At 64.6% G+C, this 12,191-nt stretch carries 14 protein-coding genes; 8 read left to right on the forward strand and 6 right to left on the reverse strand.

Features of this window, described 5'->3' with window-relative positions:
• Positions 1-3 precede the first annotated feature (3 nt).
• Genes rsxC through HY852_RS16285 form a run of 7 tightly spaced genes read left to right on the forward strand, consistent with a single transcriptional unit; the run spans position 4 to position 5,740 of the window.
• Positions 4-1,350: an electron transport complex subunit RsxC gene (gene rsxC / locus HY852_RS16255; protein ID WP_291605794.1), complete on the forward strand. Its 1,347-nt coding sequence runs from the start codon at positions 4-6 to the stop codon at positions 1,348-1,350.
• Positions 1,351-1,393: 43 nt separating this feature from the next.
• The gene (locus tag HY852_RS16260) at positions 1,394-2,443 is read left to right on the forward strand and encodes an RnfABCDGE type electron transport complex subunit D (protein ID WP_291605795.1); all 1,050 of its coding nucleotides are present in this window, start codon (positions 1,394-1,396) and stop codon (positions 2,441-2,443) included.
• A complete protein-coding gene (locus tag HY852_RS16265; RefSeq protein ID WP_291605796.1) occupies positions 2,440-3,141 on the forward strand; it encodes an FMN-binding protein in 702 nt (233 codons plus the stop codon). Before HY852_RS16260 ends, HY852_RS16265 begins: the two co-directional genes overlap by 4 nt.
• Positions 3,138-3,830: an electron transport complex subunit RsxE gene (gene rsxE / locus HY852_RS16270; RefSeq protein ID WP_291605797.1), complete on the forward strand. Its 693-nt coding sequence runs from the start codon at positions 3,138-3,140 to the stop codon at positions 3,828-3,830. The genes HY852_RS16265 and rsxE overlap by 4 nt, the downstream gene beginning before the upstream one ends.
• Positions 3,820-4,401, forward strand: coding sequence for an Rnf-Nqr domain containing protein (locus tag HY852_RS16275; protein WP_291605798.1), 582 nt, complete (start codon positions 3,820-3,822; stop codon positions 4,399-4,401). Before rsxE ends, HY852_RS16275 begins: the two co-directional genes overlap by 11 nt.
• A gap of 2 nt (positions 4,402-4,403) precedes the next feature.
• Positions 4,404-4,739, forward strand: a complete 336-nt coding sequence (locus tag HY852_RS16280; protein WP_291605799.1) for a hypothetical protein — start codon at positions 4,404-4,406, stop codon at positions 4,737-4,739.
• The gene (locus HY852_RS16285) at positions 4,736-5,740 is read left to right on the forward strand and encodes an FAD:protein FMN transferase (RefSeq protein WP_291605800.1); all 1,005 of its coding nucleotides are present in this window, start codon (positions 4,736-4,738) and stop codon (positions 5,738-5,740) included. Before HY852_RS16280 ends, HY852_RS16285 begins: the two co-directional genes overlap by 4 nt.
• 138 nt (positions 5,741-5,878) lie before the next feature.
• Here the strand turns inward: HY852_RS16285 and HY852_RS16290 are convergent, their stop codons facing one another.
• Together HY852_RS16290 and HY852_RS16295 are read right to left on the reverse strand one after the other, a co-directional pair.
• Positions 5,879-6,109, reverse strand: a complete 231-nt coding sequence (locus HY852_RS16290; protein WP_291605801.1) for an ABC transporter substrate-binding protein — start codon at positions 6,107-6,109, stop codon at positions 5,879-5,881.
• A 36-nt stretch (positions 6,110-6,145) separates the two neighbouring features.
• A complete protein-coding gene (locus tag HY852_RS16295) occupies positions 6,146-6,406 on the reverse strand; it encodes a SemiSWEET family transporter (RefSeq protein WP_291605802.1) in 261 nt (86 codons plus the stop codon).
• A 319-nt stretch (positions 6,407-6,725) separates the two neighbouring features.
• On the opposite strand from HY852_RS16295, the gene HY852_RS16300 reads away from it, so the two are divergent.
• Complete coding sequence (locus HY852_RS16300; RefSeq protein WP_291605803.1) at positions 6,726-7,664, forward strand: alpha/beta hydrolase; 939 nt, start codon at positions 6,726-6,728, stop codon at positions 7,662-7,664.
• 155 nt (positions 7,665-7,819) lie between these two features.
• Here HY852_RS16300 and glnT read toward each other — a convergent pair whose 3' ends face one another.
• From glnT to HY852_RS16320, 4 genes are all read right to left on the reverse strand, one after another.
• Positions 7,820-9,127, reverse strand: coding sequence for a type III glutamate--ammonia ligase (gene glnT, locus HY852_RS16305; protein WP_291605804.1), 1,308 nt, complete (start codon positions 9,125-9,127; stop codon positions 7,820-7,822).
• 79 nt (positions 9,128-9,206) lie between these two features.
• Complete coding sequence (locus HY852_RS16310) at positions 9,207-10,535, reverse strand: FMN-binding glutamate synthase family protein (protein ID WP_291605805.1); 1,329 nt, start codon at positions 10,533-10,535, stop codon at positions 9,207-9,209.
• Between the two features lie 12 nt (positions 10,536-10,547).
• Complete coding sequence (locus tag HY852_RS16315; protein WP_291605806.1) at positions 10,548-11,234, reverse strand: GXGXG domain-containing protein; 687 nt, start codon at positions 11,232-11,234, stop codon at positions 10,548-10,550.
• 41 nt (positions 11,235-11,275) lie between these two features.
• Positions 11,276-12,178 carry a glutamine amidotransferase family protein gene (locus tag HY852_RS16320; RefSeq protein WP_291605807.1) on the reverse strand — a complete coding sequence of 301 codons (903 nt, stop codon included), beginning with the start codon at positions 12,176-12,178 and terminating at the stop codon, positions 11,276-11,278.
• Positions 12,179-12,191: the final 13 nt, after the last annotated feature.

Consider the following 12,191-nt stretch of genomic DNA (forward strand, 5'->3'; position numbering starts at 1 on the left):
GCGATGAAGCTGCTCAACTTCCTGCGTGGCGAGGCATTCGCGAGAGGCGTTCACCCGCCGCAGCACAAGGACACGGCGAGGATGCCGATCACTCGCCTGCCGTTTGCGCCGCGCCTGGTGGTGCCGCTGTCGCAAAACGTCGGGCGTCCCGCTCGGCCGGTGGTGCACGTCGGCCAGGAGGTGCTGCGCGGGCAGCCCTTGGCCGAGCCCGATGGCTTCATCTCGGTGCCGCACCATGCTCCGGCCAGCGGCGTGGTCGAGGCGATTCGTCTGCATCCGACCTCCAGCGGCCCCTGGACGGATTCGGTGATCATCAAGGTTCATGCCGCCTCGACGCAGGCCGTCGAGTGGGAACAGCCGCAGGATATGGCGGCTATGAACGAGGATGAACTGATCTCCGCGGTACAGCGCACCGGCATCGTCGGACTGGGCGGCGGAGTGTTTCCCACGCACGCCAAGCTGCGCGTGCCGAAGGAATATCCGGTGGATACGCTGGTGGTGAACGGCTGCGAATGCGAGCCCTACCTCACCAGCGACCACCGCATCATGGTGGAGCGCGCGTCCGATCTGTTGGCAGGCATCGCCATATCAAGGCGACTGCTCGGCAGCCCGCCCGCCATCATCGGCGTCGAGGACAACAAGCCTGACGCCGTGGAGGCGATCCGCGCCCTTCTGCCCCCCGACGGCGACGTGACGGTGGAGACGGTGCCCACCAAGTACCCGCAGGGCGCGGGCGAGATGCTGATCAAGACGCTGCTGGGCCGCGAGGTACCGCCCGACTCGCGTTCGTACCAGATCGGCGCCTACGTGCAGAACGTCGCCACGCTGGCCCTCGTGGGCGCGCTCACGCCACGTGGGCGCGGTTTCATCGAGCGCGTGATCACCGTTGCCGGCACTGCGGTCGGGCGCCCCGGCAATTACCTGGTGCCGATGGGTACGCCGCTGCGCTTCCTGCTGGAAAACGTGGACGCGCCGGCGGATTCGGTGGAGGTGATTTTCGGCGGCCCGATGATGGGACACGCCGTGGCGTGCCTCGACGCGCCGATCACGAAGGGCGTGTCGGGCATCCTGGTGTTCCGCGGGCAGGATCTGGCCCCGCGCGAGGCGCGCAAGAGCTTCCCGTGCATCAAGTGCGGCAAGTGCATCGAAAGCTGCCCAATGGGGCTTAACCCCTCCACGCTGGGCATGCTGGCCGCCAAGCGTCAGTACGACATGATGGCCGAAACCTATCGGCTGGGCGCGTGCTTCGAATGCGGCACCTGCAGCTACGTGTGTCCGGCCAACATCCCGCTGGTGCAGCAGTTCCGCATCGCCAAGCAGGTGCTGCGCGGTCGGGAGGAAGCGGCATGACCCTGTATCGTTCAGCGTCGTCCAGCTTCCGGGGAGCAGCGCGATGACCATGGTCGAAATCCGCTCCGCCCCCCACATCAAGGCCGACAACGCGGTGGTCAAGATCATGCGCCATGTCGTGTGGTCACTACTGCCGGTCTGCGCGTTCTTCATCTGGCAGTACGGTCTCTCGGCGCTGGCCTTGCTCATCGTCGTCACGGCGTCCTGCCTCGCGGCCGAAGCTCTTTTCCTGCGACTGGGCAAGCAATCCGGGAATCTGTACGACTGGTCGGCCACCATCACCGGGCTGCTGTTGGCGCTGACGCTGCCGCCCGGCTTTCCGCTGTGGATGGGTGCGGTCGCCGGCTTCGTCGCGGTCGCGCTGGGCAAGGCGATCTTCGGCGGAATCGGGCACAACCTGTTCAACCCGGCGCTGGTTGGACGAGGCTTCGGGCAGGCGGCGTTCCCGGTCGCGATTGCGACCTATACGCCCTCGTTCATGCCCGGGCGCTTCATGGAGTTCATCCCTTCCAGCCTGGCGCTGCCGTTCATGATGCCGAAGGACCTGACGGCCTGGCTCAACGCCTTTCATGTCGACGGCATCAGCGGCGCCACGCCGCTGGCGCGCTGGAAGTTCGAGGGCGTGCTGACCTCGAGCCTCGATCTGCTGACGTCCCTCTCCGGGCACATGGCGGTCGGCCCCTCGCCACTCTTGATCCTGCTGTGCGGCGGCTATCTGGCGGTGCGCGGCTATCTCGACTGGCGGATCCCGGCCGCGGTCATGGGGAGCGCCGCAGCGCTCGCGACGGCGCTGTTCGCGATCAATCCGCACCACTATCCCGATCCGTTGTTCGTGCTGTTCTCGGGCGGCCTGGTGCTGGGCGCGGTGTACATGGCTACCGACATGGTCACCTCGCCGGTCACACCCAAGGGCATGTGGCTGTATGGCGCGCTGATTGGCGTTCTGACTGTGATCATCCGCTACTCGGGCGGCCTGCCAGAGGGCGTGATGTACGCCATTCTGATCGGCAACGCCGCGACGCCGATGATCGAGCGCATCACCCAGCCGGTGGCTTTCGGCACAGCGGTTAAGCGCAAGGAGAAGCAGCAATGAACGCGCCGGCCGCCTCTCCAGCGCCGGTCGAACCAGTGCAGGCGACGCCGACTTTCGCGCTGCTGCGCACTTTGAGCGTGGTGTCCGCGATCTGCGGTCTGATCATCGTCGCCAGCTATCTGACCACGCTGGACCGCGCAAAGGCCAACCGGCGGCTGGCCGCCGAACGCGCGGTTTTCAAGGTGCTGCCAAGCGCCAAGTCGGTGAAGGAATACTGGGCGCTCCCCTCGAGCGAGATCACGTTGGCGGGCGGCAGCGATCCGCCTGCGGGCGCGCTGCGCTTCTACGCCGCCTATGACGCCGAGGGCAAGCTCGCAGGGATCGCGGCGGAAGGCGCGGCCAAGGGTTACGCCGACACGGTGCGCGTGATGTTCGGCTACAGTAAGGGTTGCGATTGCATCGTCGGCATCGGCGTGGTGTCGATGCGCGAGACGCCGGGCATCGGCGACAGGATCCTCACCGACAAGGGCTTCCTCGCCAATTTCAAGGCGCTGGACGTGCGGCTGAAGGAGGACCTGTCGGCGCTGGTCAACGAGGTTAAGGTCGTCAAGCACGGCACGAAAACGCAGGCCTGGCAGATCGACGCGATCTCGGGCGCCACCGTCACGTCGCGCGCTGTTGGCAAGGGCATCAACGACGCCGCGCAATTGTTGCTGCCGCGGCTGGTCCCCAAGCTGGATAAACTGGAGGAACCATGAGCAACTCGTCTCCTGTGGCCTTCGGCGCGCCGCCCAGCACTTGGGAGGAGTTCACCGAGGGCCTGTGGCAGCGCAACCCGGTGTTCGTCATGGTACTGGGCATGTGCCCGACGCTGGCCGTCACCGTATCCGCCATCAACTCGATCTCGATGGGGCTGGCCACCACCTTCGTGCTTGCGGCCTCGTGCTTCCTGGTTTCGGTGCTGCGCCGCCTGGTCCCGAAGGAGGTGCGCATCGCGACCTTCATCGTGATAATTGCCACCTTCGTCACCGTGGTGGACTATGCGATCCAGGCCATCAGCCTGGACCTGTACGAGGCGCTCGGCGCCTACATTCAGCTGATCGTTGGAAACTGCCTTGTGCTCGGCCGGGCCGAGGCCCACGCGGCGCGGACGCCACCGATTCCGGCGACGCTCAACGCCGTCGGCATGGGCCTCGGCTTCACGCTGGGGCTCACGATGATCGGCGGCGTGCGCGAGATCCTGGGCGCCGGCGCGTTCTTCGGCGTTCCGCTGTTCGGTCCCGACTTCCAGCCCTGGGTGGTGATGGTCCTGCCGCCCGGCGGCTTCTTCGTGATGGCCGGCTGGCTGCTGCTGTTCGCCATCGTGCGCCGGCGCGTGGCGGCGCGGGAGAAAGGCGCCGCCCAGTCGGCTGCCGCCGCAAACTCCGGAGCCTGCCATGGTGCGTGAATCGCTGGGCCAGATCCTGCTCACGACCATTCTGTCCGGCAATTTCGTGCTGGCGATGTTCGTGGGCATGTGCCCGTTCCTGGGCGTCACGCACAGCGTGGCGGTGGCCTTTCCGCTGGGGCTCGCCACCACTTTCGTGATCGTGATCGCTTCGGTCAGCGCCTACGCACTGAACTGGATGCTGGCGCTTGCACATCTCGAGTTCCTGCGGCTGATCTGCTACATCGCGGTGATCGCCTCGGCCGTGCAACTGGTCGAGATGGTCGTCAAGAAGCACTACCCCGTGCTGTTTAGGGCGCTGGGCATCTATCTGCCGCTGATCACCACCAATTGCGCGGTGCTGGGAGTGGCGCTGTTCCAGACGGCGCGCGAGTACGACTTTGCGCAGTCGCTCACATTCGCAATCGGGGGCGGCGCCGGCTTCACGCTGGCGCTGACGCTGCTTGCCAGCGTGCGCGAGCGTGTCCAACTGGCCGATGTGCCCGAGGTGGTTCAAGGCACGGTGCTGGTGCTCATGCTGGCCGGCGTGCTGTCGCTGGCCTTCATGGGCTTCGCAGGGTTGGGAGGCTGAGGATGCTCACCACCCTGATCGTCACCTTCATCCTGCTGCTGGCGCTGATGACGGGCTGGATCCTGGTCCAGCGCGCGGCGCGTCACGTGGCCGAGCAGCATCCCGAAGCCGGGCCCCTTCGGCTGGTCGGCGGCGGATGCGGTGGCCACGGCCATGGCGAGGAGGCCGCGCCGTTGGCTTCCGCTGCGGTTTCGGCTGAGGGCTGCGCAGCTTGCGCCAACACCGCGTGCAAGCCTGCAACGCAGGTGGCGGGCTCGGCCGAGCGCTGGACCGCGCTACGCACCAGGCTGGCGGCCGATGGCACCCGTTTCCATACTGAACACGAGGATCCAAGATGAATCGACGCAAGCTGATCTCGGCCTCGCTGGGCCTGTGCTCGCTGGCCGCGACGGCCCGGCTCGCCGCCTGGGGCAAGCCGCTCATGGAGGATTCGAAGCCGCATACGCTCTCGGGCCGTGCGCTTGGCACGAAGGTATCACTGCTGGCGCTGCACGCCGACGCCGACAAGGCGCAGGCCGCGCTGGCCGAGGCGCTGGCCGAGGTGCAGGCCGTGGATGCGCTGCTGAGCCTGTATCGCGACGACAGCCAGCTCTCCATGCTCAATCGCGCCGGCGTGCTCGAAAGTCCCGACGCGCGGGTGCTGGATGTGTTGCGCTACGCCCAGGATCTATCCGGACGCACGCAGGGCGCTTTCGATGTGACGGTGCAGCCGCTGTGGCTTGCGTTTTCCAAGGCCAAGGAGCGTGGCGGCCTGCCTACGCCTGCGGCCCTGCGGGAGGCGCGCGCGCTGGTGGACTGGCGGCGGCTCACCGTGTCGGATGACGTGGTGCGGCTGCAGCTGCCCGGCATGGCGGTCACGCTCAACGGCGTCGCGCAGGGCTACGCCGCCGACCGCGCGCTGGCGGCGCTGCGCCGGCATGGCATCGCCCATGCGCTGATCGACGCCGGCGAGTTCGACACGCTGGGCCGCAAGCCAAATGGTGGCCCATGGGTGCTGGGCGTCCGCCACCCGCGCGACGTCGACGCGCCGGCGGCGCGGCTCGCCATGGACGGGCGGGCGCTCGCCACCTCGGGCGACTACGAGACCTTCTTCACGCCCGATTTCCGGCACCACCACATCTTCGACCCGGCTGTCGGCGATTCGCCCACGGAACTCGCCAGCGCCACCGTGCTGGCGCGCACGGCCCTCGAGGCCGACGGACTGTCGACGGCCTTCATGGTGCTGGGCGCCGAGCGGTCGCTCGCGCTCGCCGCAATGCTGCCGGGCGTGGATGCGCTGCTGATCGGGAAGAACGGCGAATGCTGGCGGTCGCCCGGTCTGCCCGCGCTGACCGCCTGAGCCGCGCGCGCTGCGCCGCCTTCTGAAGAGATTTGCTCTCCAGCAGAAACCTTTGTCCGCGCCTGTCTTGACCAGCGAGGTCGCGGTCGAATGGGCGAGTCACCATGAATCCCAGGACCAGTGAATGGCATTGGGACTTCAGCTTTTGCGCGTAAGGTCGGAAGTTCCCGCCGAGGAGATCAGCGCAACCTTGTTCTTGGCCTCGACCAGTGTCTTGGCCTCGAGGGCTACCGATGAATTGCCGACGTTGGAGATGACGTCGACGCCCGACTCGTCGAACCAGCGGCGAATGATCGAAAGGTCAACATCGGCCTTGTTCTGGTGATCAGCAACGAGAATCTCGATCTTGATATCCGGATCCTCCGCCACGAATTCCTCGACCATATGGTTGGACGAAGATGGTCTTCACCTGAGATCGCGCAGCTTGAACCCCAGCAAGGCGCCCACGAGGGTCACCGCTACGATGTTGGCGAAAATGATGACGAAGTCCCCTCGGAGCGCGCCGTACAGGATCCAGAGCGCAAGACCCGCGCCAAGGATCGCGAGCATCTTGAGCGACAGGTCTTGCGTAGCTCCACGCGGATAGGCCTTGCGGACCTGGGGGATATACGAGAGCGACGTGAGCGCTGCCGCGGCGATACCGATCAGATAAACCAGGTTCTGCATGCCGCACGCGTCACGGTGTTATCGCTGTTGATCAAGAGCGTGCCCTCGCCGGGGAAATTGATGTGCACAGTCTTCATTGTGTGGAGCTTTGTTCCGCATCATTTCGCCTCCTTGTCTCGCATCAACGCGACAAACGCGCCGCGGTTGCTGGGTTGCGCACCCCACGCACGTGCCGTCCGCACGTTCCGATCCGGACCCCGGATCGCATCGCCATTAACGCGCGCAGGAACGTACGCTCCAGGTTCCGGTTATCCTGCGAACCGGCTCTCATGAAAATCGGCAATGCGGCTCGTTGAGCTTGCATCATTGAGGCTCAGCAATGACCACCGCTCAAACCATCTTCATCATCATCGTTCTGGTGCCTATCCTTCTGGTCATCGGCAATGTCGTTTTCTCCATGGTGGCGGAACGAAGGAACCCCCCTGTCGGCAGCTTCATGGAGTGCGACGGCGTACGGCTCCATTACTTGGAGCGTGGCGATCCCGCCGCTCCTTGCGTCGTCCTGTTCCATGGTAACGGATCCATGATCCAGGATTTCTTGATCAGCGGGCTTGTCGACCTTCTTGCCAGTCGCAATCGTGTTCTCTGTTTCGACCGGCCCGGCTTCGGATACAGCCAACGGCCCCGATTGCGCATCTGGACTGCAACGGCCCAAGGGGATCTCTTCGTGAAGGCGCTCAATCAACTTGGTGTGCGCGATCCTGTCGTGCTGGGCCATTCATGGGGTGCGCTCGTCGCTATCGCCTTGAGTTTGCGAACCGATTATCCGGTCCGCGGACTTGTGCTTGTGTCCGGATACTATTTCCCGACCAGACGTTGGGACGTGTGGATGATGTCGGGTCCAGCCATACCAATACTGGGCGATGTCATGCGTTACACCGTTGCCCCCATCATCTCATGGGCCATCTTGCCGGGAGCGCTTCGCAAAATTTTTGCACCCCGTCCTGTTCCGCAAGAGTTCAAGAATGAATTTCCAACTTCCCTGACGCTAAGGCCCAAACAGTTGAGAGCGGCTGCAGAGGAAAGTGCGCTGCTCATTCCAACCGCAGCACAATTCCAATCGTCTTATGCAAAGATCGGCTGTCCAACGCGTATCTTTCACGGAACAGCAGACCAGGTGATCGAGCCCGAGCAGGCGCGGGATCTACAGCAGGCGCTGCTCCGCTCCGACCTGCGCCTCGTTAAAGATGCCGGGCATATGGTGACTTACGCAGACACTGCCGCTATTGCGCAGGCTGTCCATTGGGCAGGTGTGTAATTGCGGCTTGGTCCACACGAGCCATCCTGCACCTGACGCCCGCGCAAGCCGATGGCGGAAAACAGGCGAACTCGTGCGAGGCCTCCAGCTCAGGGGGATGAAGTGAGCGGCAGTCCGCTCACTTGCCCTGATGGACAAGATGGAGATGCGGTAGTCTAGATGTCGAGAGTGGTCGCGTGCTCCCAAGGCGTGAACTGGGCGCAGAAGGAATCCCACTCGCCATGCTTGAGGTTCAGGTAAGCGGTCGAGAATTCCCGACCCAGGGCTTCCATGAGGACTTCGTCGCTCTCATACGCACGCAGCGCATCGAGGAGATTGAGCGGCAGGCGAGGGGCGTTCTTCACCAGATGCCCGTCCTTGTACATGTCGATGTCATAGTGCGGCCCCGGATCGGCCTTGCTCTTCAGACCGCTCAACCCGGCCGCGATGACGACCGCCTGCAACAGATAGGGATTGACCGCACCGTCAGGGAGGCGAAGCTCGAAACGGCCGGGCCCCGGCACGCGGACCATGTGAGTCCGGTTGTTGCCCGTCCAGGTGACCGTATTCGGCGCCCAGGTCGCCCCTGACAGGGTCCGCGGCGCGTTGATGCGCTTGTACGAGTTCACGGTTGGATTGGTGATGGCGGCGAGCGCCGATGCGTGCTTGATGATGCCGCCGAGGAAGAATTTCCCCTGGTTGGACAGGCCGAATTCGGCCTTGTCGTCCGCGAAGGCGTTGGTGCGGCCGTCGAGGTCCCAGACCGAAACGTGGCAGTGGCAGCCGTTTCCGGTCAGGCCCTTGAACGGCTTGGGCATGAACGTCGCGCGCAGACCATGCTTTTCGGCGATCGACTTCACCATGAACTTGAAGAACGAATGCTTGTCGGCGGTCGCCAGCGCATCGTCGTACTCCCAGTTCATCTCGAACTGGCCGTTCGCATCCTCGTGGTCGTTCTGATAAGGCTTCCAGCCGAGAGCCAGCATGGCGTCGCAGATCTCGGAGATCACGTCGTAGCGCCGCATCAGCGCCTGCTGGTCGTAGCAGGGCTTCTCCGCGGCGTCATAAACGTCGGAAATCGCGCCGCCGTCGGCATTGAGCAGGAAGAATTCCGCCTCCACGCCCGTCTTGACGCGCAGGCCCATCGACTTGGCCGTGGCGACGAGCTTCTTGAGAACCACGCGGGGGGCTTGCCCGATCGACGTACCCTCCATCATGCAATCGGCGGGGACCCATGCGACGTCGGGTTTCCACGGCAGTTTGATGATCGAACTGGCATCGGGCATGGCGAAGAGATCGGGATGCGCCGGGGTCATGTCCAGCCAGGTTGCGAAGCCGGCGAATCCGGCGCCGTCCCGCTGCATGTCCGAAATGGCGGCCCCCGGAACCAGCTTGGCGCGCTGTGCGCCAAACAGGTCCGTGTAGCTGATCATGAAATACTTGATGCCGTTATCTGCAGCGTACCTTGAAAGGTCGGTTGCCATATCATCCCCGTTCCATTGATACAGTGGCTTTTCCCGGCTTCTTCAACGCTGCGCCGATCTCGGTATTTTCGAGGTCACCTCAGAAGGTCCCTTTGCCCGGAAACCAGCTCGTGCCCGCGAGCGGCACCTGTGCCATCGCAGCCGCTTCGAGCGTCAGCGCGCACAAATCCTCAGGTTCTAGATTGTGGACATGGCTCTTGCCATTGGCTCGCGCGATCGTCTGCGCTTCCAGAGTCATGACCGCCAGATAGTTCGCCAGCCGCCGGCCCGCGGTGACGGGGTCAAGACGCTTGGCGAGCTCGGGCTCCTGCGTGGTGATGCCCGCGGGATCCTTGCCCTCGTGCCAGTCGTCGTAGGCGCCCGCCGTGGTGCCGAGCTTGCGGTAGTCGCCCTCCCAGCGAGGGTCGTTGTCGCCGATGGCAACGAGCGCCGCGGTTCCGATCGAGACCGCGTCCGCGCCGAGCGCCAACGCCTTGGCGACATCGGCGCCCGAGCGGATTCCACCCGAGATGATCAGCTGCACCTTGCGATGCATGCCAAGGTCCTGCAGCGCCTGCACGGCCGGGCGGATGCACGCCAGCGTCGGCTGGCCGACGTGCTCGATGAAGACTTCCTGGGTTGCCGCCGTGCCGCCCTGCATGCCGTCGACGACGATGACATCAGCGCCCGCCTTCACCGCCAGCGCCGTGTCGTAATAGGGCCGGGCGCCGCCCACCTTGACGTAGATCGGCTTTTCCCAGTCGGTGATTTCGCGCAGCTCGAGAATCTTGATCTCGAGATCGTCCGGTCCGGTCCAGTCGGGATGACGGCAGGCGGAGCGCTGGTCGATGCCCTTGGGCAGCGTGCGCATGTCGGCGACACGGTCCGAGATCTTCTGTCCGAGCAGCATGCCGCCGCCACCGGGCTTGGCGCCCTGTCCGATGACGATCTCGATCGCGTCGGCGCGACGCAGGTCGCGGGGATTCATGCCATAACGAGAGGGCAGGTACTGATACACGAGCGTCTGGCTGTGAACCCGCTCTTCGGGGGTCATGCCGCCGTCGCCGGTCGTGGTCGAGGTGCCGGCAATCGTTGCGCCGCGGCCAAGAGCTTCCTTGGCCGGCGCCGACAGCGAGCCGAAGCTCATGCCGGCGATCGTGATCGGGATTTTCAGCTTGATCGGCTTCTTGGCGAAGCGTGTGCCCAAGACCACGTTGGTGTCGCACCTCTCGCGGTAGCCCTCGAGCGGATAGCGCGACATCGAGGCGCCGAGAAAGAGCAGGTCATCGAAATGCGGGACCTTGCGCTTGGTGCCGCCGCCCCGGATATCGTAGATCCCGGTGGCTGCGGCGCGCCGGATCTCGGCGAGCGTCGCGTCATCGAAGGTTGCGGACTTGCGCGGAGGGGTGGGCGGATTGACGTAGCTCATGAGTGGTCGCCCTCAGTACGCGTCGGCATTGTCGACGTGGAAATTGTACAGTCTGCGTGCCGACCCGTAGCGCTTGAACTCGGCCGGGGAGACGCCGGTAACGCCTGCGCGGCGCAGCAGGTCCGCGACGATCTCGTGATGCTCGGGGCGCATCTCCTTTTCGATGCAGTCGGATCCGAGGCTCTTCACATGACCACGCACGAACAGGCGTGCCTCGTAGATCGAGTCGCCCAGTGCGTCTCCGGCATTACCGAGCACGACCAGGTTGCCGGCCTGCGCCATAAAAGCCGACATGTGGCCGATGTTGCCCTGGACGACGATATCGATGCCCTTCATCGATATGCCGCAGCGCGAGGAGGCGTTGCCGCGGATCACGAGCAGGCCACCCCGACCGGTCGCGCCGGCGTACTGGCTGGCATCGCCTTCGACGACGACCGTTCCCGACATCATGTTCTCGGCAACGCCAGGGCCCGCCGACCCATGGATGACGACGTCGGCTCCGTCGTTCATGCCGGCGCAGTAGTATCCAACGGAGCCCTTGATATCGACAGTGAGGTGAGCCGCAATTCCGACAGCGACCGCATGATGGCCGCGCGGATTGAGAACATCGAAATGGATATCGTTGCTGCCTTCCTCCACGCGGTGCAGGGCACCGTTCAAGTCCCTTAAGGAGGTAGTCGATAGGTCGAAGTTCGGCATTGCGCGTCAGTTCCCGACAAGAATGGGTGAGGGCGAGGACATCAAGCGGCTCCGGCGCGGTCCCAGAAGTAGACCGTGGCCGGCTCGGGCTCCCAGACCCGCGCGCGGTCGATGTCGGGGAGGCCGACCAGGGCGCGATATTCCGAGCCAAAGGCGACGTAGCTGTCGGTCTCCGCCATGACGGCCGGTTTGCAGGCGATAGGGTCGCGCAGCACGCCAAAGCCGGACTTCGTGCCGACGACAAAGGTGAAGAAGCCGTCGAGGTCGTTCAGCGCGCTGGTCAGCGCCTCGCGGAGATTCTTGCCTTTGGCCATCTCAGCCGTGAGATAGGCTGCGGCGACCTCGGTGTCGTTCTCAGTCTCGAACACCATCTTCTCGCGCACGAGTTCACGGCGCAGGTTGTTGTGGTTGGAGAGAGATCCGTTATGGACGAGGCACTGGTCGGGACCGGTGGAGAACGGATGCGCGCCGAGCGTCGTGACAGCGGACTCCGTCGCCATCCTGGTATGGCCGATGCCGTGGGTCCCCGACATTTTGCGGATGTCGAAGCGGTTGACGACTTCCTTGGGAAGCCCGACCTCCTTGTAGATCTCGATGCTCTCGCCGGCGCTCATGACGCGCACGTGCGGATGGCGCGAAGCCAGCAGCGCCCGCACCGTCGCGACGTCCGCGGTGGTGTCGATCACCGCGTGCGTGTCTTTCACTTCGACGGACGCCCTGATTCCGGCCTCGGCGAGATCGCTCGTAAGCAGGCGAAGGTCGTGCTCGGGATCCGGTGACTGGACCGTGACCTTGAGGTGCCCCTGGGTCGGCTTGCCGTAGATCGCAATCCCAGCCGAGTCGGGACCCCGATCCGACATGGTGACCAGCATGTCCGAGAGCAGGCCCCCGAGTTTGGGCTCGAGTTTCGGGTCCTTCAGAAACAGTCCGACAATGCCGCACACGGCGATGCTCTCC

Origin of the sequence: Bradyrhizobium sp. (assembly GCF_016213215.1) — a bacterium.
In the GTDB taxonomy this organism is placed as follows: Bacteria; Pseudomonadota; Alphaproteobacteria; order Rhizobiales; family Xanthobacteraceae; genus Bradyrhizobium.